Origin of the sequence: Streptomyces sp. NRRL F-525 (assembly GCF_000716605.1) — a bacterium.
GTDB lineage: Bacteria > Actinomycetota > Actinomycetes > Streptomycetales > Streptomycetaceae > Streptomyces.
The window spans coordinates 287,656-308,361 of the sequence record NZ_JNXE01000006.1 but is presented as its reverse complement, the minus strand read 5'-3'; the positions used below and the strand labels follow the sequence as shown (position 1 = coordinate 308,361).

16 protein-coding genes are annotated in these 20,706 nt (G+C 70.2%); 11 read left to right on the top strand and 5 right to left on the bottom strand.

Features of this window, described 5'->3' with window-relative positions; genetic code table 11:
- Positions 1-599 precede the first annotated feature (599 nt).
- Together OO69_RS12195 and OO69_RS12190 are read left to right on the top strand one after the other, a co-directional pair.
- Entirely contained in the window at positions 600-1,331 is a 732-nt protein-coding gene (locus OO69_RS12195; protein WP_033280521.1) for an acetate uptake transporter, read from the top strand.
- A 46-nt stretch (positions 1,332-1,377) separates the two neighbouring features.
- The gene (locus tag OO69_RS12190; protein ID WP_078652386.1) at positions 1,378-3,177 is read left to right on the top strand and encodes a CocE/NonD family hydrolase; all 1,800 of its coding nucleotides are present in this window, start codon (positions 1,378-1,380) and stop codon (positions 3,175-3,177) included.
- A 39-nt stretch (positions 3,178-3,216) separates the two neighbouring features.
- Here the strand turns inward: OO69_RS12190 and OO69_RS12185 are convergent, their stop codons facing one another.
- A complete protein-coding gene (locus tag OO69_RS12185) occupies positions 3,217-3,903 on the bottom strand; it encodes a TetR/AcrR family transcriptional regulator (protein ID WP_033280520.1) in 687 nt (228 codons plus the stop codon).
- A gap of 157 nt (positions 3,904-4,060) precedes the next feature.
- On the opposite strand from OO69_RS12185, the gene OO69_RS12180 reads away from it, so the two are divergent.
- Complete coding sequence (locus OO69_RS12180) at positions 4,061-5,086, top strand: LacI family DNA-binding transcriptional regulator (RefSeq protein WP_033280519.1); 1,026 nt, start codon at positions 4,061-4,063, stop codon at positions 5,084-5,086.
- Here OO69_RS12180 and OO69_RS12175 read toward each other — a convergent pair.
- Positions 5,069-8,989 carry a glycosyl hydrolase gene (locus OO69_RS12175; RefSeq protein ID WP_033280518.1) on the bottom strand — a complete coding sequence of 1,307 codons (3,921 nt, stop codon included), beginning with the start codon at positions 8,987-8,989 and terminating at the stop codon, positions 5,069-5,071. The genes OO69_RS12180 and OO69_RS12175 overlap by 18 nt on opposite strands.
- A gap of 229 nt (positions 8,990-9,218) precedes the next feature.
- Here OO69_RS12175 and OO69_RS12170 point away from each other — a divergent pair, with 229 nt between their 5' ends.
- Positions 9,219-10,520: an MFS transporter gene (locus OO69_RS12170; RefSeq protein WP_033280517.1), complete on the top strand. Its 1,302-nt coding sequence runs from the start codon at positions 9,219-9,221 to the stop codon at positions 10,518-10,520.
- A 38-nt stretch (positions 10,521-10,558) separates the two neighbouring features.
- Positions 10,559-12,049: an L-fucose/L-arabinose isomerase family protein gene (locus OO69_RS12165; RefSeq protein ID WP_033280516.1), complete on the top strand. Its 1,491-nt coding sequence runs from the start codon at positions 10,559-10,561 to the stop codon at positions 12,047-12,049.
- A gap of 13 nt (positions 12,050-12,062) precedes the next feature.
- Here OO69_RS12165 and OO69_RS12160 read toward each other — a convergent pair whose 3' ends face one another.
- Entirely contained in the window at positions 12,063-12,329 is a 267-nt protein-coding gene (locus OO69_RS12160; protein WP_033280515.1) for a DUF6959 family protein, read from the bottom strand.
- A gap of 239 nt (positions 12,330-12,568) precedes the next feature.
- Positions 12,569-13,231, bottom strand: a complete 663-nt coding sequence (locus OO69_RS12155) for a DUF6629 family protein (RefSeq protein ID WP_033280514.1) — start codon at positions 13,229-13,231, stop codon at positions 12,569-12,571.
- A gap of 268 nt (positions 13,232-13,499) precedes the next feature.
- Here OO69_RS12155 and OO69_RS12150 point away from each other — a divergent pair, with 268 nt between their 5' ends.
- A complete protein-coding gene (locus tag OO69_RS12150) occupies positions 13,500-13,715 on the top strand; it encodes a DUF4177 domain-containing protein (RefSeq protein ID WP_019056094.1) in 216 nt (71 codons plus the stop codon).
- Positions 13,716-13,749: 34 nt separating this feature from the next.
- On the opposite strand, the gene OO69_RS12145 is transcribed toward OO69_RS12150, so the two are convergent.
- Positions 13,750-14,754, bottom strand: a complete 1,005-nt coding sequence (locus OO69_RS12145) for a LacI family DNA-binding transcriptional regulator (RefSeq protein WP_033280513.1) — start codon at positions 14,752-14,754, stop codon at positions 13,750-13,752.
- Positions 14,755-14,949: 195 nt separating this feature from the next.
- Here OO69_RS12145 and OO69_RS12140 point away from each other — a divergent pair, with 195 nt between their 5' ends.
- From OO69_RS12140 to OO69_RS12120, 5 genes are all read left to right on the top strand, one after another.
- Positions 14,950-15,768, top strand: coding sequence for an ATP-binding cassette domain-containing protein (locus OO69_RS12140; protein WP_051800941.1), 819 nt, complete (start codon positions 14,950-14,952; stop codon positions 15,766-15,768).
- Positions 15,765-16,826, top strand: coding sequence for an ABC transporter permease (locus OO69_RS12135; protein ID WP_033280512.1), 1,062 nt, complete (start codon positions 15,765-15,767; stop codon positions 16,824-16,826). The genes OO69_RS12140 and OO69_RS12135 overlap by 4 nt, the downstream gene beginning before the upstream one ends.
- Before the next feature lie 59 nt (positions 16,827-16,885).
- Positions 16,886-17,887 (top strand): ABC transporter substrate-binding protein, encoded by a 1,002-nt coding sequence (locus OO69_RS12130; RefSeq protein ID WP_033280511.1) that lies wholly within the window; start codon positions 16,886-16,888, stop codon positions 17,885-17,887.
- A 114-nt stretch (positions 17,888-18,001) separates the two neighbouring features.
- Positions 18,002-19,447 (top strand): argininosuccinate synthase, encoded by a 1,446-nt coding sequence (gene argG / locus OO69_RS12125; protein WP_033280510.1) that lies wholly within the window; start codon positions 18,002-18,004, stop codon positions 19,445-19,447.
- A gap of 177 nt (positions 19,448-19,624) precedes the next feature.
- Positions 19,625-20,686, top strand: a complete 1,062-nt coding sequence (locus OO69_RS12120) for a M20 family metallopeptidase (RefSeq protein ID WP_420707869.1) — start codon at positions 19,625-19,627, stop codon at positions 20,684-20,686.
- The last annotated feature ends 20 nt before the right edge of the window (positions 20,687-20,706 follow it).

Here is a 20,706-nt window from a genome sequence, read left to right as displayed (position 1 = left end):
CACCCGGCCAACCGGGGCCGCCCATGGCGCAACTCGGGGTTCTGATCTCCGGCGAGCGCATCAGCGGCCAACTGGTCGGTCTCTGCGGGGTGTCCAGACACTTCACACCAGTCGGAGCGGCACGAGGGTGCCCGGATCATCGGCGTCGTGCAACACGCGGGCTTCAACGGCGTCGCCGCGCTCCGAGCCACGTCCACCGTCTTCAGCTACGTCCCCGGCGCGAGCCGGACCTACCCCCAGCTCCCCTCCACCCCCGTTTCGGAGAATATATCTCCACTTTCTTCGGCCCGGGAAGCCCTACGACACGCCCCTCCCGGACGATCACTCACCGCCCGTCCGACCTCTCCGGGCGAAACGACGGGCACCCCTTCCCACCAGGGACGATGCCCGGGATTCGCGCGCTGAAGACGCGCCCCTGAAGTCGCCCCCGTGCCGCGTTCACCGCGTCGACAGTCGCCGCCGAGACGTCATCGAGGGCGTTTTCCACTTCGGTTCGATCCCTTGACAGCCCCAACCGGCCGTTCCCAAACTACCGACCATTCGGTTGACGGCACGGGCCGAGCGCCCCCGCTGTCGACATTCCAGAAGGGTTGATCACCATGACCGAAGTGTCGCTTCACGATGCCCAGAGCCCGCCGGTCCCGACAGTCACCACCTCACACATCGGTCACGCGACAGCCGTGGGGGCGGCCGGATTCGCGTGGTGCTCGCTCATCCTGGGCCTGCACACCGCCGGCGTCATCGACGCGGCCGACGGCACGATCGTGCTGGCGGGGACCTTCTTCTACGGCGGCATCGTCCAACTCGTCGCGGGCTTCTTCGCGTTGGCGTCCGGCGCGACGTTCGCGGCCGCGTTCCTGACGGCGTACGGGGCGTTCTGGCTCGGCTACACCGTCATCGAGTTCTGGGCGGCACCCCACATCGCGGGAGCCGCGGCGGCCGCCGCGAAGGCCGGCGGGGCGTCGGCGGAGGCTTCGGCGGCCGCGGGCGGACACGCGGTGATGCAGTCGCTGGGGCTGTTCCTCATCGGCTGGCTGGTGGTCACGCTGGTCTTCGGCATCGCGAGCCTGGGCACGAACGCGGTGATCGTGAGCGCGTTCACCCTGCTGACGCTGACGATCGTGCTGCTGGTGACCGCCTACCTGGGCGCTTCGAGCGCGGGTGTCCCGAGCGATTCGGTGCTGCACACCGCGGGTTACGTCGAGATCGTGCTGGCCGCCGTCGCCTTCTACCTGGTCCTGGCGGAGCTGACCAACGACATCCGCGGACGCGACGTGTTCCCGCTCTTCGCCCTGAACCGCGACCGTCACGCCATCGCGCAGACGGCCTGACCCGGACGGCATCACGACGAACCCCCCACCCGTCCCAAGGAGCCGCATGAAAACGCCCAAGGCAGCAGACCACCGGATCAGGCTGCCGCACAGAGTCACCGTACTGAGCAGCGCCACCGCGGTGCTCCTCCTCGTGGCCGCAGGCCAGACGACAGCCACCGCACTCCCCGCGCACGCGGCCAACTGGACGCCGCCCGCGGCCAGTTACGCGGCGAGCGCGCCCGTCCACACCACCGTCACCATGGACGACGGCGTGAAGATCGCCGTCGAGGTCGTCTACCCGACCGACCCGACCACCGGCGCCCGCGCGTCGGGCCCGTTCCCCGTCCTCCTGACCCAGAATCCCTACGGCGCCCAGCGCTCCGACCCCACGGACAGCGGCACGTACTTCGTGCAGCGGGGCTACATCTACGTGGCCTCCGCCGTCCGCGGCACCGGTGACTCCGGCGGTCAGGTCGACTGGTTCGGGGAGCGGCAGGGCAAGGACGGGGCCGACCTCGTCGACTGGGCGGCGCACACGCTGTCCGGCTCCAACGGCAAGGTGGGGCTTGACGGTTGCTCCTACCTCGGGGTCGACCAGTGGTTCACGGCGGCGGCCGTGGGCAAGAACTCCGCGCTGAAGGCCATCACCCCGTTCTGCACCGACTCGGACTTCTACAACGACCTCACCGGCAACGGCGGTATCCCCACCCCCTTCGTGGCCGGCATCGCCCAGGCCGAGCCGCGCGGCCCCGAGGACGACCCCGCCACCGACCCGCAGTCGGTGACCATCGCCCAGCAGGCCTCGGGCGGTTCACGCTCGTACAACGACGCCTACTGGCAGTCCCTGAACGTCCAGAAGAAGCTCGTACCGAAGATCGTGGGCAACAACATTCCGGCACTGACCGAGGCCGGCTGGAACGACCTCTTCCCCGGCGGCAACCTCGGCGCCTACGTGTCCGCCCAAAACGCCTACTACCACCGGCCGTTGACCGATCCGATCTCCTCGGACGATCCCGTCACCGGCCGCTACCAGGCGATCGTCGGCCCCTGGACCCACGGCGAGCACGTCAACGAGGCGACACTGCAGGGCATCCGCCTGGAGTGGTTCGACACCTGGCTCAAGAACGCGCCCACCGGCATGGCGAACACCTCAACTCCCCTGCACCTCTTCGAGAACGGCGCCAACACCTGGGTCGACAGCGCAGCCTGGCCCCTGTCCTCCGACGCCCGCACCTACTACCTCGGCGACGGCTCACTCACCCCCGGCAAACCGACGGACGAGGGCAGCGACTCGCTCTCCTGGAGCGCGGCGAGCGCGGCCAACACCCTGACGTACACCACCGCCCCGCTCACCAAGGCGGCCCTGCTCAACGGCCCGACCGACGTCACCCTCTACGCCAAGTCGACGACACCGGAGACCGAACTGTCGGCCAAGCTGAGCATCGTCGCCCCGGACGGCACGGTGACCAAGCAGGCCGACGGAATCCTGCTGGGCAGCCAGCGCACTCTGGACACTCAGGAGAGCTGGTACGGCGACAACGGCACTCTGCTCAAGCCCAATCACCCCTTCACCCAGGCATCGCAGCACCCGGTGACACCCGGCCAGACCACCCGCTACGACATCTCCCTGCTCTCCAACTTCACCAAGATCCAGGCCGGTTACCGGATCCAGATCAGCATCAACAGCCAACCCCCGGCCGACTTCCACTTCCCCGTCGCCCCGACCCCGCAGGAACTGGCGAACCTGGCCGGCGGCGTCTACACCGTCGAGCACTCCCCGCAGGCGGCGTCCTTCGTCAACCTGCCTCTGACGACGCCGAGTTCGGCCACACCAAGCGGCACCGACTGGGGACCGTCCTCCTGAAACAACACGGGTAGCAGGTCTGCGCGTACGGCAGGCCTGCTACTCCTTCGTCGAAGCGGGCCTGACCAGACCCATGACCTGCTCCACCGTCTCGTTGCTCAAACTAGGCGTCGTCAGCGGGAGGTTGTCGGGCCGCTGCCGGATGCCGTTCAGGATGATCTCGAAGTAGCGGCGCCACACCTCGGGCCGCTTGCCCTGGGTGAACTGGCTTGCCGCACTGAGCATTTGGACGATGACGGGGACGTCGGAGGGGGTAATCTCCGCCCGCAGGTCCCCGCTCTCCTGCGCCCGCTGGATCAGGGCCTCGAGGAAGGGGAGCATCCCGCCGCGCATCGTCTCCATGGGCTCGGAACTGTGGCTCCCCAGCATGATCACTTCTTGCAGGCCACGGTTCTCGGCGAGATCGGCCCCCATCTCCATCAGGAAGTCCACGAACCCTTCCCAGGGATCGGGATGAGCGAGCGCCCGCTCCGCCGACGCCTGCCGTATCCCGAGATCCTGCTCGAACAGGGCCCGCACCAGGGTCTCTTTGTCCGGGAATCGCCGATAGACGGTCCCGACGCCGACCCCCGCGTGCCGGGCCACGTCGTCGAGCGTGACCCGCAGCCCGTGCTGGCCGAAGACCTCCCGCGCGGCACGCAGAATCTTCTCCCGGTTGAGGGCGGCGTCGCGCCTCAGCGGGCGGTCGCCCTCCATCGGGGCATCAACCCCGGAACCCTCAGCCATAACCCCATGTTAACCCTGTTGATCACAGGCAGGTTCGGCCACCGCACCTGCCTCTCCAAGGCACCCGGCAGAAAACGTTGCAACAACCATCGGGGTAGACTGACGCCGCCCATGAGAACCGCGTCGTGCCTGGTCGCACGGCTGTCACAGCGAGGGGGTGGACGCCATTCAGGTTCGCCCCGCCCGCATCCAGGATGTCGCGGCCGCCGCGGGAGTCTCGGTCTCCACGGTGTCGAACGTCCTGAACCGGCCCGAGCGCGTCAACGCCCGCACCGCCGAACGGGTCCGCGACGCGGTCGCCGCACTCGACTACGTGCCGCATCCGGGAGCCGCGGGCCTGCGCACCGGCCACTCGTCCTCGATCGGCCTGGTCCTCCCGGACGTGGCGAACTCCTTCTACTCACGCATCGCCCGCGGTGCCGCCGACGCGGCCTACGACCACGGCTATTCCCTCGTGCTCTGCGACAGCGGCGACGCCCCCGAGCGGGAGCAGGGCTACTTCACGATGCTGATCGAGCAACGGGCTGTAGGAGCAGTCGTCGTCCCCCTCGGCGCCGACCCCACCCGCCTCACCCGACTCCGGGAACGCGGCATCCCACTCGTCCTCGCGGACCGCGCGCTACCGGCCCAGGACGGCTGTTCCGTCTCCGTCGACGACATCGCCGGCGGCCGGGTCGCCGTACAGCACCTCCTGGACTGCGGGGCGCGCGACATCCTCGTCGTCAACGGCGAGCGCGGCATCGTCCAGTGCGCCGACCGCTACCAGGGCGCCCGCCAGGCCGTCCGCACCCGCCGCGAGGCACGGGTCCGCCAGGTCGTCGCCGACGAGATGACGGTGGCCTACGGCCTGGAGATCGCCCGCACACTCGACGACCTGCCCGACGGCGTCTTCTGCACCAACGACTTCCTCGCCGCCGGCCTGTGCCGAGGCCTCGGCGAACGGGGCGTACGAATACCCGAGGAGGTTCAGGTGGTCGGCTACGGCGACCTCGACATCGCGAGCTTCGTCGGTACGACCCTGACGACCGTCCGGCAACCCGTCGAGGAACTCGGCAGAGCGGCCGTGGGAATGCTCCTCGACGAGGTGGAGGCACGAGCCGAACACGCCCACGAGACACGGGTGTTCGCGCCCGACCTCGTCCTACGGGACTCCACTCGACCCCGGTCAGTCCCGAACCCGTAGCGTCACCGGCCCCAGCAGCCCCGAGGAGAGCTGGGACGGGAAGGCCCAGGCGGTGGGGGTGGCCTCGGCGAGATAGGGGGCCAGGGTGTTGTTCACGGTCACCTCCAGACGCACCAACCGCCCTGCTGTACCGGGGAGTTGGAAGCGGTACGGAGGACAGAACCCCTCGCCGACACACTCCCCGTCGACGACGACCGACACACTGCCGCGCACCCGCCCCAGATCCAGCACCGGGTCCGCACCGGCCGGTACCTCCACCTCCCGCGAGTACGTCACACCACCGCTCCAGCCACCCAACCCGAGCAACTGCCAGTCACCCAGGGGAAGTTGCGCCGGTTCCGTACGGACGCGCACCGGTCCCCGCCAGGCGGAGCCGCCGCGAAGTACTGCGGTGGGTGCGGTGACGACCTCGACCTCCGTCGGTACCGGGAGCGGCTGCTCCAGCGTCAGGAACTGGCCGTCCAACCACGTCTCGGCGCCATCGCCGACCCGTACCCTCGCGGGCAACTCCAGTGGCAGTTCCAGCGATTCGGTGCCCGGCGGCACGGTGAAGCGGAAGCGCTGGGCGCGTTCGCGGACGGTGTCCGTGGTCCGCAGCGGCAGTACGGCGGTGCCGAGCACCGGTGCGCCGGTGAGCCACTCGGTGTCCGGCAACGGGTGCGGTCGTACGGCGGCGTAGCAGTGCTGCAACTCCCCCCACCGGCCTTCGTGTTCGACGGTACGGCCGCTCCACTCCCCCGTCTCGGCCTCCCAACCTGCGCCGCTTGCGAGCGAGTTCGCCGTGCCCGCCACGCAGTCGACGAACACCGCGTCGCGTGGATGGACGGCGTCGGCCACCACCTCCAGCACGTGTTCGCCCTCGCCGAGGGCGAGTTGGTGCCGGAAGAACATCGGCACCGCGCCCCAGTCGGACTCGTAGTACTCCACCTTCTCCTGGCGCGCGACGACCGCCCCGTCGAGCAGCACGGTGACGCCCACCGCCGCGCCCACGACAAGTACCGCCTGTCCGGGGCCGTGCAGCCGCCCCCGATAGGTCACGCCGCCGGACGGTCGTACGTCCTCGGGGAGGCACATGAACTGCGGTCGCGAACCGAACCCGTCCGGGCGGGTCAGGCAGAAGTAGCTGCCCAACGGTGTGCCCGCCGTGCCGGAGATCAGGAGCGGCCTGTCCTGGGCGTCCCCCAGCTCGTATTCGAGGACGTTGCGGGTCCGGCCGATCTGCACGCGGGCGGTGGCGAGATAGCCGGTGCCGGTGTCCAGGCGCTCGCCGTTCCACCACACCCGCTTGGTGGCCGCGGCGCCGAGGTGCAGCTCGGCGGGGCCACGGTGGTCCGTCTCCACGATCGCGCGGACCCGGGCGACCATACCGGGCCCGGGGACGGGGACACGTACGAACTCCTCTGTCACCAGGCCCTTGTTGCCGAGCAGACCGTCCGGGTCCGGGATGCCCCGGCTGGACGAGTACAGCGAGACGCTCCAGTCAGCGGGGGTGAGGGGCAGGTCTCCGGAGAGGACCTGTTCGACGGAGGGTGCGTCGAGGGGGTCGGGTGCCTGCGCGGACGGAACCGGCGGGAGGACGCGGACCCGGTTGCCGTAAGTCACCCGTGTCTGCTGCCAGTTGGCGTCGGGGGCTTCGGCCTCGGTCCACCGCATGGTCCAGATCTGAGGTTCGGCGATGGATGAACCGGCGGGCAGGGCCAGGTCGCCCCAGGTGTTGTCCATGGTGGGGACCAGGCGGCCCTCCCAACCGGTCGAGAGGTCAATCGTCCGTTCCGGCACGGGTGTTGGCACGGCTGTCCGGTGCGTCTGCGGGCTCCCCTCACGCCATACGACGAGAACGGCAGGGGCGCCTTCCAAGGGCACCTCAATGGTCGATCGGCCGTCGGCGACAGTGACTTGGGCCGGGTGGCGGTCGCCGGTCGCCGGGTTCCAGATCTCGGCCTCGGACACCACCGCATCCACGGTGACGGTCGAGTGGTGGGCGTAACGCGCGGGGTCCGCCTCGTGGTTGGCGTCTCCGGGCAGTGTGCGGGCGTCAGGGAAGGTGCCGGTCACCAGGGCGACCGCCTCAACTCCCTTTCTCCTGACGAGCAGTGGCACCTCGCCGGTCGCGTGACCGGCGGTGTCGGCCACCGCCGCCGCTCCGGCCTCGGCGTCGCTCGCCCGCTCCAGTCGCGGGTGCTTCAGCAGTGCCGCTACGACGGAGTCGTCACCGGCCTGCCCGGCTGCCGTAGCGGGCGGACGGCCCACGAGCACCACCCGGCCGCCCGCGTCGAGGAGTTGGGTGAGCCGACGTGCCGTCTCCTCCTCCAGGACGCTCGCCGAGGGCAGCAGCACCGCGCGGTAGGCCAAGTCCGTGACGTGCAGGGCTCCTTCGGTGGTCGTGGCGCGCTGCACGGAGGCGTCGTCGATGATGTCGAAGGCGATGCGGTGGCGGTCGAGTGAACCGACGTGCGGGGCAAGCCAGTTGTTCGTGCCGCACAGGTCCAGGTAGTCGCGCTGTGTCTCGTCGACGTCGGCGTGGTCGTCGCCGAGGCGGCCGTCGCCGAAGTGCTGGACGGGGGCGTCCAGCGGGATGAGGGACTGCATGGTGGCGGTGGGGTGCAGGACCGCGACGTCGGCGCTGTAGGTACCCCAGGACATGATCGAGCAGATCCGGGCGACGGCACGGGAGAACGCCGGGTACTGCTGCCAGTAGGGCTGGCGCCAGTCGGTGGACGGGGGCGCCCACTCGAACCAGCCGCCCGCGGTGCCGAAGTAACTCGCGTGCGGGTTGTACAAGTTGGCGCCGCTGCGCAGGAAGGGCAGGAGCCAGTCGTAGGTGTCCGCCAGGGTGCCGCCCCAGCCGGAGGAGTGGAACGCCTCGATCCAGACCCGCTCGTGGCCGTAGAGGTGGGCCATGGAGGAGTGGACCTTGGAGTCGCCGTGGTGGTCGCTGCCCGCGGCGCCGTACCAGCGGTGGGTGCGGAAGTAGTCGGTGTAGATCTGCGTGGACTGAGCCGGGAAACCCGCCCGCGCGGGGTGGCTCTGGTCGGCGCCGATGAGCATCCCGCGCTCGTCGTGCCAGACGGCTAGGGGCTTGAACAGGGCCTCTTCGGTGAGTTCGGCCCGGACCGCGTAGTAGTCGGCGCGGATCTTCGCCGCGCGGGCGGTCACCGGGCCGAACAGCGCGGGGAGATGGTCGAGGAGGTCGTAGCCGCGACGCGCCCGGAACTCCTCGGGGAAGCGGTGGCTCCAGGAGTTCGTGCCGGGCAGCTCGTCCTGGAAGCTGCCCGCGATGACGTTGCCCAGGTACTCGGGGACACGCCGGTCGTACTCGTGGTGGACGGCGTCCAGCAGCAGTCGTACGGCGTCCGGGTCCAGGTAGTCGAAGGCGGTGGGGACGGCGACGACGAGCCGTACGTCCGTCCCCTCGGCGGCCGGGACGCCGGGGGCCATGGGCAGGCGGCGGCCCTCCAAGTCGTAGGCGGCGACGAGGGTTTCGGCTCCGCGCAGGGGGATCGTGCCGCCGGTGACGGTGGCCGTTCGGGAGCGCAGGGCGCGGCCGGTGGCTTCCGGGTGGCGGCGGGTGACCGCGCCCTGGATGTTGGCGCCGGAGAAGCCGATCTGGTCGTAGAACCACAGCCGGGTGCCGATGTCCCGGGCGATCCGGCAGGTGTCGGTGAAGCGGGCCCACCACTCCTCTCCGAACCAGGGCGGGTCGTCGGTGCGGGCGCCGAAGGCCGGGCCGGCCGGGGCCAGGTTGATGACGACGAGGTTGTGGACACCGCCGTCCGCGAACCGGCGCAGCTGCCAGGCGAGTTGCTCGCGGGTGACCTTGGCGCCGGACCACCACCACAGCGGGGTGGGGCCGAAGTCCCGGGGCGGGGCGTCGAAGAGCTGCTGCAGCGCGGGTGAGATCACGGTGTTGGTCCTTCCGGGTGCGGCTCGGTCACCCTCACGGATCAAAAAACGTTTTACGTCGGCTCTGCTGTCCGTCACCTGCGATGTTGGCACCGGATCCGCAGCCCGGGAAGGAGGCCCGCTCTCCTCGCCCCGGATTCCCTCGGATACATGCAAGAGGGGTTGTTGGAACGTTTTTTGAACCCTATATTCACTGCGACCCCGGCCCAGAGCCGCGAGGAGCCGCATCATGATCCGATTCCCGTCCCCACCGGAACACGCGGAACAGCCGCCCATCCCCCGGCACTTGTGGAAGGTCGCGGCCCTCTCGGGCATGGCGTCCTACCTCGACGCCGCGCTCATCGTCAGCATCGCCGTCAACCTGGCGATCTACCGCGACCACTACGACATGGGCGTGTGGATGGCCGGGGCGATCAGCGCGATCGTCACCGGCTGCATCGCCGTCGGCTCCCTCGTCGGCGGCCGACTAGCCGACATGTTCGGGCGCCGCCGCGTCTACAACCTGGACATCCTCTGCTACGCGATCGGCGCGATCGTCATCACCCTCGCCCCGAACGACATCGTCCTCTTCATCGGCGTGCTCGTCGCGGGCCTGGCCGCCGGCGCCGACCTGCCGACGTCCCTGGCCGTCGTCTCGGACGCGGCACCCCCCGACGGCCGGGCGCGTCTCGTGTCGTTCACCCAGGTCATGTGGGTGGCGGGCATCGTCGTCGTGATCTTCCTCGGCTACGTCCTGTCGGACACGGGCATGGTCGGGGCGCGGATCATCACCGGCCATCTGATCATCGCCGCGCTGGCCACCTTCCTGCTCCGCGCCCGGCTGGAGCTGGCCGAGCCGTCCGAGACGGCACAGCGGGAAGAGGCCGCCGCGCTGGCCGCCCCGCGCGGCATCGAGCTCAAGAACGTGTGGAACCGCGCCGCCCTGCTGCCGATGATCGCGACCTTCGTTTATTACGTCACCTGGGGCATCGGCGCCAACACCTTCGGCCAGTTCGGCACCTACCTCCTGGTCACGGTCAGCGGCGCCTCACAGAGCCTGGCCACCGGCATCAACCTGGCCTTCCTGCCGATCGCCCTGGTCCTGACCTTCGTCTTCGTACGGGTCGCCGACACCCCGTGGCGCGACCGGCTGTTCTACGTCTTCACCGTCGTGCAGGTCGTGGCCTTCTGCATCGCCTCCCTCACGGCCGGCGCGCTCGTCGGGATGCTGGTCTTCTTCGTGCTGTACCAGATCTCCAACCCCTTTGCCGGGGAGGCCAGTTACAAGGTCTGGTCGCAGCTCACCCTGCCGCCGGACACCCGCGGCACCACCCAGGGCCTCACCTACGCCCTGTCGCGCGGGGTCTTCGCGGGCGTCGCGTTCGTGACACCCGCGCTGATGGACTACAGCGCCTCGCTCCTGCTGTGGCTGATCACCCTCTGCATGGCGGCATCTGGGGTCGCGGGTGTGTACGTCATCCATGTCCTCATCCGGCGTTCCCCCGACACGGCCGTCGCCCCGGCGCCGGGTCTGGGCGTGGCCCGCACCTGAATCCACACCAGCTCCGACGCGCAGAAAGAACACCGCCCATGGCAACGACCGAACCCGCGACCGTGACCACTGAACCCACGACCATGACCGCGGAACGCGCCGCCGCCCTGCGCGAGTTGCTCCCCCCGGCGCCCCGCCGCCGCACCCGGATCGGACTCGTGGCGGGCGGTCTCGGCGCCTACTGGCCCCAATTCCCGGACCTGCTCCCGCAGTTGAGGGAGTCGTCCGCGTACGTCGCCGAGCGCTTCCAGCAGATGGACGCGGAGGTGACCGACGTCGGCTTCATCTCCGACGCCCAGGAGGGAGCGGCCGCGGCCGAGCAACTGCGGCGCGCGGACTGCGACTTGATCGTGCTGTTCCTGACGACGTATCTGACCTCGTCGATGGTGCTGCCGATCGCCCAGCGCTCACACACCCCCGTCCTGGTCATCGACCTCCAGCCGTCCGAGCGGATGGACCACGCCTCCTTCGACACCGGCGCCTGGCTCGCGTACTGCGGACAGTGCCCGGTGCCCGAGGTCGGCAACGTGTTCCGCCGGGCGGGCATCCCCTTCCGCTCGGTGTCGGGCTGGCTGCGCCAGGAGTCGGCATGGCGGCGCATCGAGCAGTGGATCCGGGCCGCACACGTGCGGGCCTCGCTCCGCCACGCCCGGCACGGCCTGATGGGACACCTGTACCCCGGCATGCTCGACGTGTCGACCGACCTGACGCTGCTCCCGGCGACGTTCGGCTCGCACGTCGAGGTGCTGGAGTTCGACGACCTACGGCACCGGGTGGAGAAGGTGAGCGAGGCGGAGACCCGTGAACGTACGGCTCTCGCCCGGCGGATCTTCGCCGTGGACGACAGCGTGGTCGACGAGGACTTCGCGTGGGGGGCGACCGTGTCCGTCGCCCTCGACCGGCTCGTCGAGGACTTCGGCCTCGACACCCTCGCCTACTACCACCGAGGACTCGACGGCGAACTGCACGAACGGCTCGGCGCCGGCATGATCCTGGGCGCCTCCCTGCTCACCGCCCGGGGGGTACCGGCCGCCGGCGAGTACGAACTCCGCACCAGCCTGGCCCAGTTGGCGACCCAGAGCATCGGCGCCGGGGGTTCCTTCACCGAGATCCAGGCCCTCGACTTCGAGGCCGGTGTGGTGGAGATGGGCCACGACGGCCCCGCCCACCTCGCGGTCAGCGCCCGCGACCCGCTCCTGCGCGGCCTGGGCGTCTACCACGGCAAGCGCGGCTGGGGCGTCAGCGTGGAGTTCGACGTCCAGCACGGTCCCGTCACCCTCCTCGGCCTCGGCCAGGACGCCGACGGCACCCTCTCCTTCATCACGTCCGAGGGGGCCGTCGTCCCCGGACCGCACCTCGCCATCGGCAACACCACCAGCCGAGTCGACTTCGGCCGCGACCCCGGCGAGTGGGTCGACGCGTGGAGCGCGACGGGCGTAGGCCACCACTGGTCGCTGGCGCTGGGCCACCACACGGCGGACTTCCGGGCTGCGGCAAGCCTGTTGGGGATCGAGCACCGGGAGGTGTGAGCGAGGGCTCCCGTCAGTAGGGCAGCTGAATCCGATGGTTCTCCAACGCCACGGAGTAGCGGCTCAGCAGCGCGTCGAACCCCGCCAGCAGCAGCCCCGCCGCCTCCCCCGCCTCGGCCAGGTCGCCCCGTTCGCAGGCCTCCACCACCTCGGCCACATCGCCGCGAAGGATGTGCAGCGAGTCGCCCTGGATGAGCACGCCGGGCAACCGGCGGCCGGGGAGACGGACCACGGCGTCGTTCCCGCCGTCGGTGAACAGCTCTGCGTCTATGCGCTCCATGGGGCCATCCAACCCGACATCTCCTGCAGACACCAACGACTTGGCACGCGGCGGGACTTGGGCACAGCACGGCGACACCCGTGAAAGGCCCCCGTCGTATTCGGTTCGACTCCCGCCGCCCCCTTGAGGGATCCTCGTCGCCGACCGCTCCGAGGGGTCACCCCTTACCAGCTGAAGCTGCACGACCGCGGACTTCTCCCCCTCCGGGCCGACCCGCGCCGTCGCCACGAGCAGCGACCTCAGCCCCTGGACCCGCCGCGCCCCGCACCGACGTAGGGCCGCCTCCCCGGCTCCCGGTCGCCGCCGTTCACCCAGAAGAAGAGGACCAGCGAGGACACCGCGGCGACCGCGCACCACGTCGAGACGAACTCCAGCTCCCACAGCGTCCAGCAGACCATCGCGCCCGCCGTGACCAGGATCCCCAGCACCACCAGCCCGCGCTCACCGGACAGCAGCAGCGAGCCGATCGTCGCCACGAGGTAGCCGGCGATGACCAGTTGGGCGTAGGGCAGGTCCACGACGTAGCCGAGGGTGTGGCCGCGGATCTCGGCCGTCACGGGGTGGACGGCGAGGGCGTGGGCGAGGGCCGCCGCCGTCACCGCGCCGATCGCGACGAGCACGCCGATCCGGGGCCGGGCCCGCCGGGACGCGGCGCACCACACACCCACCGGGACCCACACCGCGAGCAGGGGCATGGCGATGACGGCCCAGGCGAGGGTGGCCGGTCCCGAGCCCCCGTCGGCCGCCCACACCGCCGACTCCACGATCTGGTGGGCGCCGAGCAGCAACGGCAGCGCGGCCATCGGGAGATCGGTCCGCCTGCGCGCCCGGACCACGCACGCCACTCCTACGGCGGCGACCGCCGCGCCCGCCACGAGGTCGGCCTTCGCACTCCAGCACATGGCACCTCCACGGGATCCGTTCGTATACGCCTCGGTCACGCTACGTCTCCGCCCCGCCGCGTCCCGGGTGACACGACGGCCGCGGCGCGCGGTCATGGCATACCCGGGAGTACGACCCCGACGCCCCGTCCGGACAACACGCCGCTCTCCGGGCCGAGTTGACGGGCGTGCCACGAAACCACCCCCGGCCTGCGCGGGAAGGTCCCCCCGTGATTGGCTGACCCCGCCCACCGCACACCGTGCGCACGCACAGGAGGACACCGCAGCCATGAGCAACGCCTACACGTTCGAGTACAAGGTCGTCAGCTTCCGGGAGTCGCTGATCGGCGACGCGCTGGACAGCGACAAGCTGGAGAAGGTCCTCAACAAGCACGCCGAGGACGGCTGGGGCCTCAAGGCCATCACCGCCGCCGACGTCAAGGGCCGCATAGGTCCCGGCGCGGTCGAGGGCCTGCTCCTCACCTTCGAGCGGCCTCGCGCGTAACGACCGATGCCGTGCGCGGGACGGGGGACGGGACTCAGCGCCGATGCGTGAACGGCGTACCGGGGCCCGGGATCTCCCCCGACCCGCGCGGGATCAGCTCGGTCGGCATGACGACCCTGCGCGGCGGTGACGTGTCGCCGTGGATGCGGGCGAACAGCAGATGCGCGGCGCTCGTCGCGAGGGCGACCGGGTCCTGCGCGATGACCGTGACCGGCGGCGTCAGCTGCGCGGCCAGCGCGAAGTCGTCGAAGGCGATGAACGCGACGCCGGCGGGCAGTACGGCCCGTACGCCGAACGCGAGGGCCTCGTTGCCCGCGAGGACGGCGGTGGGCGGCTCCGGTGCGGAGAGGATCGCGGTGACGGCCCGGGCGGCGTCCGCGCCGGACCGTAATCCGTGCCGGACGAGCGCCGGATCGGCGGCGATGCCCGCGGCGTCCAGGGCCGCCAGATAACCGCGGTGCCGTTCGCCGAAGGTCCAGATCTCCGGCTTGTCGCCGAGGTAGCAGATGCGGCGGTGGCCGTGCGCGATGAGGTGGCGTACGGCCTGCCGGACCGCGCCGAAGTTGTCCACCACCACGGTGTCCACGTCCAGTCCGGGCGCCACCCGGTCCACACACACGATCTTCGTGCCCCGCGCCTGCGCCGAGCGCAGCACACGGTGGTCGCCCGCGACCGGGGTGAGGATCAGCCCGTCGACCCTGCGGGCGGTGAAGGCCGCGATGACCTCGCGTTCACGGTGGAGGTCGGCGCGGCTGGAGCCGATGAGGACCATGTTGCCGCGCCGGTGGGCGACGTCCTCGGTGGCCGAGGCGACGGCGGCCATGAAGGGATCGGCAACGTTGTCCACCATCAGTCCGATGGTCTGGCTCAGCCGGTCCGTACGGCGTAACTGCCGTGCCACGTCGTCCCGTTGATAGCCCAGCTTGCGGACGGCGGCCTCCACGCGGGCGGCGGTGAGGGGCGCCACGCCCGCCTCGCCGTTGACCACCCGGGACACCGTCATGACGCTGACGCCCGCTTCCGCGGCCACGTCTTTCATCCTGGGGCGACTGGGACGGCTGGGGCGACTGGTCACGCCGCGTCCTCCCGAGGTCATCCAGCGCGACCGGACCGGAGTCCGTCCGACGGGCCGACGGTGTCCGCCCAAATCCCCGTTCGTTCACGACCCTTGACGCCCACCCACGGGCCTCCCAGAATCGACGAGCTGTTAACGATACCAACCAGAAGGCACAACATGGCCTCTGCAAGAGAACCCCTTCTCGCGGCACACGGTGTGGTCAAGCGTTTCGGCCATGTCCAGGCGCTCTCGGGCGCCGACTTCACGGCGTACGCCGGCGAGGTCGTCGCACTGATCGGTGACAACGGCGCCGGCAAGTCGACGTTGGTGAACGTACTTTCCGGCGTCCTCACCCCGGACGAGGGCGAGGTGCGCCTGGACGGGACGCCGGTCCGGTTCACGGGGCCGATGGACGCGCAACGGCACGGAGTCGAGACCGTCTACCAGGATCTCTCCCTGGCACCGGATCTTGACGCTGCGTCAAATCTCTATCTAGGCAGGGAACTTGTGCGCGGAGGCCTGCTCGGCCGCCTGGGCGTGCTCGACCGGCCCACCATGCGCCGGGAGGCGATCGCGGCGTTCGGTGAACTGGGCGTGGAACTGAAAGATGTGACGGCTCCTGTGACAACGTTGTCAGGAGGGCAACGGCAGTCGGTGGCCGTGGCGCGCGCGGTGGCCTTCGCCAACAAGGTCATCTTCATGGACGAACCGACCGCCGCCCTGGGCGTCGTCCAGCGCGCCCGCGTTCTGGAGACCGTCCGCAGGGTCGCCGACCGGGGCATCTGCGTCGTCCTCATCAGCCACAACATGCCCGAGGTGCTGTCGGTCGCCGACCGGATCGAAGTACTGCGGCTGGGCCGCCGGGTCGCGTCGTTCACCGCGGCCGACGCCACGATCGAGAAACTCGTCGGCGCCATGACTGGATCGCTGGACGAGCCCGCGCCGAACGGGAACCACGACCCGGCCGGCGCGACGGAAGCGGAGGACGGGCGATGAGCGCCAACAGCCAGGACATCAAGCCGGCCGCCCCGGCACAGGAGCCGCCCCCGGCCGACGGCGGGCGCCTGGCGATACCCCCGTGGCTCCGACGGGCCGCCGGAATCAGCGAGTTGTGGACGTTCGTGATCCTCGTCGCGCTGGTCGCGTTCTTCACCATCGCGGCGCCGGGCAAGTTCTTCACCACGTACGACATCACGCAGATCGCCGTGAACGCGGCCATCTATCTGGTGCTCGGCGTCGGCATGACGTTCGTGATCATCACCGCGGGCATCGACCTGTCGATCGGCTCGGTGCTGGTGCTGGCGGCGGTGGCCGCCGGTGAGTACAACATCCACCACGGCGGGCCGACCGCCGGCTGGTTCACGGTCGCGGTCTGTGTCGTCATCGCCCTTGCGGTGGGGGCGGGTTGGGGCGCGTTGCAGGGCGCGGTGGTGGCGACCGGGAAGGTGCCTCCGCTGATCGTGACCCTGGGCGGTCTGGGCGCGGCACTCGGCATCGCCGAACTCGCCACCGGCGGCCAGGACCCCTCCGGGGCCTCCGCCGCGCACCTCCAAAACAGCCTGGGATTCGGCAAGTTGCTCGGCATCCCCTGGATGGTGATCCTCGCCGCGGTGGTCACCGCCCTGTTCGGCGCGGTCCTCGGCGCCACGAAGTTCGGCAGCCACACCCTGGCCATCGGCTCCAACCCGACCGCCGTCCGCCGCGCGGGCATCCCGGTGGGCCGCCACCTGATCAAGGTCTACGGCCTGATGGGCCTCCTGGCCGGTCTCGGCGCGGTGATGTGGCTGGCGTCGTACGGCACGACGTCGATCGCCGGGCACTCCACCGACAACCTGAAGGTGATCACCGCGGTGGTCCTGGGTGGCACCAGCCTGTTCGGCGGGCGGGGTTCGGTGCTGGGCACCGTGATCGGCGTCTTCATCCCCGCGGTGCTGACCACCGGGCTGATCGTCATCGGCGTCCAGCAGTACTGGCAGGACGTCGCCGTCGGTGTCGTCCTGGTCGCCGCCGTCTACATCGACCAGATGCGCAGGAAGACCCGGGAACGCGCATGACCCCGACCCCCCGCCGCAGCCTTCGTCCCAACCCTCGTATGACCCAGGAGGACACCCTTATGTCGAGCATCCGCATCACGCGCAAAGTACTGGTCGCCGCGGGCACCGTGCTGGTCCTGACCGGCGCCGCCGCCTGTAGTTCGTCGAGCGACAGCGGCAGTTCGGGGTCGAAAGGAGGGGCTTCCGGCAAGAAGGTCCGGCTGATCACCGGCGTGAAGAGCGACCCCTTCTACATCACCATGACCTGTGCGGCGCAGACCGAGGCCAAGGCCAAGGGCATGGAATTCAGCGCCGACGGCTCCGCCCAGTGGGACGTGTCGGTCCAGCGCCCGCTCATCGACTCGGTGGCCGCGACCCGGCCGGACGGGCTGCTGATCTCGCCGGTCGACACCAGCGCGCTCACCCCCTCGCTCAAGCAGATCCAGTCGTCCGGGACCAAGGTCGCGCTGGTGGACACCACGGTCTCCGACTCCTCGATCGGCATCACCCGTATCTCGTCCGACAACGAGAAGGGCGGCCGGGTGGCGGCCGACGCGCTCGCCAAGCTGATGAACGAGAAGGGCTCGGCCATCGTCATCAGCGTCAAGCCCGGCGTCTCCACCACGGACGCCCGCATCAAGGGCTTCACCGAGGAGATGAAGAAGTACCCGAACATCAAGATGCTGCCCACCCTCTACGACAACGACCTGCCGGCCACCGCGGCCTCGCAGATCCAGTCGACGCTGGCGGCCCACCCCGACCTCGGCGGTGTCTTCGCGGGCAACACGAACACCGGCCAGGGCATAGCCACCGGTCTCAAGCAAGCGGGCAAGGAGGGCAAGGTGCAGGTGGCCGCGTTCGACGCCGAACCGGACGAGATCGCCTCGCTGAAGGCGGGCACCCTGCAGGTCCTGGTCGCGCAGGACCCGGCGGCGATCGGCAAGGAGGCCGTCGACCAGCTCGCCGCCGCGTTCGAGGGCAAGTCGGTCCAGAAGTCGATCGGCACCAACATGGTGGCCATCACCAAGGCGAACATGAACCAGCCCGAGATCAGCAAGTACTTCTACAAGGCGGGGTGTTGAGCACCCTCCCACTGCCGCTGCTGCCGGGTGCCCTCCTGTCTCACGGGCGCCCGGCAGTGCCGTGCCAAAAGAAGGGACTTTGCATGACCATGCGCGAGGGTGCATAATCTTCCCATGTCTAAGGTCCTCACCTCCCTCCCCACCGGCGAGCGCGTCGGCATCGCCTTCTCGGGCGGACTCGACACCTCCGTCGCGGTCGCCTGGATGCGCGACAAGGGTGCCGTCCCCTGCACCTACACCGCCGACATCGGCCAGTACGACGAGCCCGACATCGCCTCGGTGCCCGGCCGCGCGCAGGCCTACGGCGCCGAGATCGCGCGTCTGGTCGACTGCCGAGCGGCGCTGGTCGAGGAGGGCCTGGCCGCGCTGACCTGCGGGGCGTTCCACATCCGCTCCGGCGGGCGCGCCTATTTCAACACCACCCCGCTGGGCCGTGCCGTCACCGGCACGCTGCTGGTCCGGGCGATGCTCGAGGACGACGTCCAGATCTGGGGCGACGGCTCGACCTTCAAGGGCAACGACATCGAGCGGTTCTACCGCTACGGCCTGCTGGCCAACCCGCATCTGCGGATCTACAAGCCCTGGCTGGACGCGGACTTCGTGACGGAGCTCGGCGGCCGCAAGGAGATGTCGGAGTGGCTGCTCGCGCACGAGCTGCCGTACCGGGACAGCACGGAGAAGGCGTACTCCACCGACGCCAACATCTGGGGCGCCACCCACGAGGCCAAGACGCTCGAGCACCTGGACACGGGTGTGGAGACCGTCGAGCCGATCATGGGCGTCCGCTTCTGGGACCCGTCGGTCGAGATCGTCACCGAGGACGTGACGATCGGCTTCGACCAGGGCCGCCCGGTGACGATCAACGGCAAGGAGTTCTCCTCCCCCGTCGACCTCGTCATGGAGGCCAACGCGATCGGCGGCCGGCACGGCCTGGGCATGTCCGACCAGATCGAGAACCGGATCATCGAGGCGAAGAGCCGCGGTATCTACGAGGCCCCGGGCATGGCTCTGCTCCACGCCGCCTACGAGCGTCTCGTGAACGCCATCCACAACGAGGACACCGTCGCCCAGTACCACAACGAGGGCCGGCGCCTCGGCCGTCTGATGTACGAGGGCCGCTGGCTGGACCCGCAGGCCCTGATGGTCCGGGAGTCCCTGCAGCGCTGGGTCGGCTCGGCGATCACCGGTGAGGTCACCCTGCGGCTGCGGCGCGGCGAGGACTACTCGCTGCTCGACACCTCGGGCCCGGCGTTCAGCTACCACCCCGACAAGCTCTCCATGGAGCGCACCGAGGACTCGGCTTTTGGCCCGGTCGACCGCATCGGCCAGCTCACGATGCGCAACCTCGACATCGCCGACTCCCGCGCCAAGCTGGAGCAGTACGCCGGCCTGGGCCTCATCGGCACCGGCAACACCGCGATCGGCGCCGCGCAGGCCGCCGCGACCGGCCTCATCGGCAGCATGCCCGAGGGCGGCGCCGAGGCCATCGCCTCGCGCGGCGAGGTCTCCGAGGACGACGCGCTGCTCGACCGCGCGGCGATGGAGTCCGGCACGGACTGATCAACTCACGTTATCTGCACGGCCGTTGGGCCGGTTCGACGCGTTGGGCGTCGGGCCGGCCTTTCGTCGTGCCGGTCGCGCGGCAACAGACCGTAAGCCGCCCACCCCTCTCCCACGCCCGCCACGTAGCCTTCCTCCGTGACCACGCACAAGATCGCCGATGTGAATGTCGACGCGATGCTCGACGACCTCCGCACCCTCGTCGAAGTCGAGTCCCCCTCCCGTGACCTGGACGCCCTGCGGACATCGGCCGAGACCGTCGCCGCTGTCATCGAGGCGCGACTCGGTGGCCAGGCCGTGCTCGTCGAGAGCGAAGGCGGACCGCACGTCCACTGGTCCGGTGGTGGGACACCCCGCGTGCTGGTCCTCGGTCACCACGACACCGTGTTCCCGCTGGGCACCCTCGCGCGCCGCCCCTTCCTGGTCGAGGACGGCCGGGTGACCGGACCCGGTGTCTTCGACATGCTCGGCGGTCTGGTGCAGGCGATCCACGGGCTGGCGGCGCTGGAGGACCGTTCCGGCGTCGAGATCCTGGTGACCGCAGACGAGGAGGTCGGTTCCCGCGCCTCCCGGACGCTGATCGAGGAACGCGCCCTGGCCTGCGGTGCCGTGCTCGTGGCCGAGGGTGCCGCCGACGGCGGGGGCGTGAAGACCGGCCGTAAGGGATGCGGCACGTTCGAGGTGTCCGTCGCAGGGCGGGCCTCGCACGCGGGGCTGGAGCCCGCGGCGGGGGTCAACGCGCTGGTCGAGGCGGCCCATCAGGTGCTGGACATCGCGGCGTTGGCGCGGCCCGAGGTGGGCACGACGGTCACGCCGACCGTCGCGTCCGCCGGGACATTGGACAACGTCGTTCCCGCGCAGGCGACCGTCGTCGTGGACGTGCGGGTCGAGTCGGCCGAGGAGAAGGAACGGATCGAGGCCGCGTTCGCGGCCCTCGCCCCTCATCTCGACGAGGCCGTGATCACCGTAGAGGGAAGTGTCGGGCGGCCGCCGATGCCCGAGTCGGCCGCGGCCGGACTGTTCGCGGTGGCGCAGGAGTTGTTGCCCGGGCTCGAAGGACAGGCGGTCGGCGGCGGCAGCGACGGGAACTTCACGGCCGCGCTGGGGGTACCGACACTCGACGGGCTGGGCGCGGTCGGGGGCGGGGCGCACGCCGACCACGAGTATCTGCTCGTCGCGTCGATGGCCGAGCGGGCGCACCTCGTCGCCGGGCTGGTGGACGCGATCCGGAGCGCCTGACCCCGGGTTTGGCGGGTCCG